The organism is Arthrobacter sp. Dra40 (genome assembly GCF_059091905.1).
In genome coordinates this window covers 1-500 of record NZ_JBNHHB010000562.1, presented here as the reverse complement: position 1 = coordinate 500, position 500 = coordinate 1, and the positions used below count along the sequence as shown (strand labels likewise).

Below are 500 nucleotides of genomic sequence, written 5' to 3'. Positions count from 1 at the left end.
GCACCGCGGCAATGCGTTCATGCAAGCCGTCCGCCGGTTCGGGGAGGGGCAGGCACCGTCGACTAAGGAGCAGTAATGGCCACCAGCGGTCCCCGCAGCGAAAGCCGGACCCAGGCTCCCGCCGCTGCCCGCGGGCATGACGCCCGGGCCACCGCCGGCCCCGCGGAAAAGCTGCGTGGACTCCGCGAACGGGGCACGGACCTGCTGGACCGGATCCAAGGCACCGGAACGCAATCCAGCGGAGCCAGCTATTACCTGATCCTTGGCTCCGCCCTTGCCTTGACCGCCATCGGCCTGCTGATGGTGCTCTCCTCGTCCGCGGTGGAATCCATTGCGGACGAAGAATCGCCGTTCAGCCTGTTCATGAAACAGTCCCTCTTCGCAGGCCTCGGCGTCACGGCGATGCTGATCCTGTCCCGACTGAAGGCGGCTACGTACCGGAAGCTGGCCTGGCCAGCCCTCGCGGCGTCGGTCTTCCTGCTGCTCTTGGTCTTCACACC

1 protein-coding gene is annotated in these 500 nt (G+C 67.0%); it reads left to right on the top strand.

The window, feature by feature from the left end:
* Nucleotides 1-75 precede the first annotated feature (75 nt).
* Nucleotides 76-500: FtsW/RodA/SpoVE family cell cycle protein (locus AC5RWT_RS37995; protein ID WP_494084706.1), on the top strand; the 425-nt coding region annotated here is incomplete at its 3' end.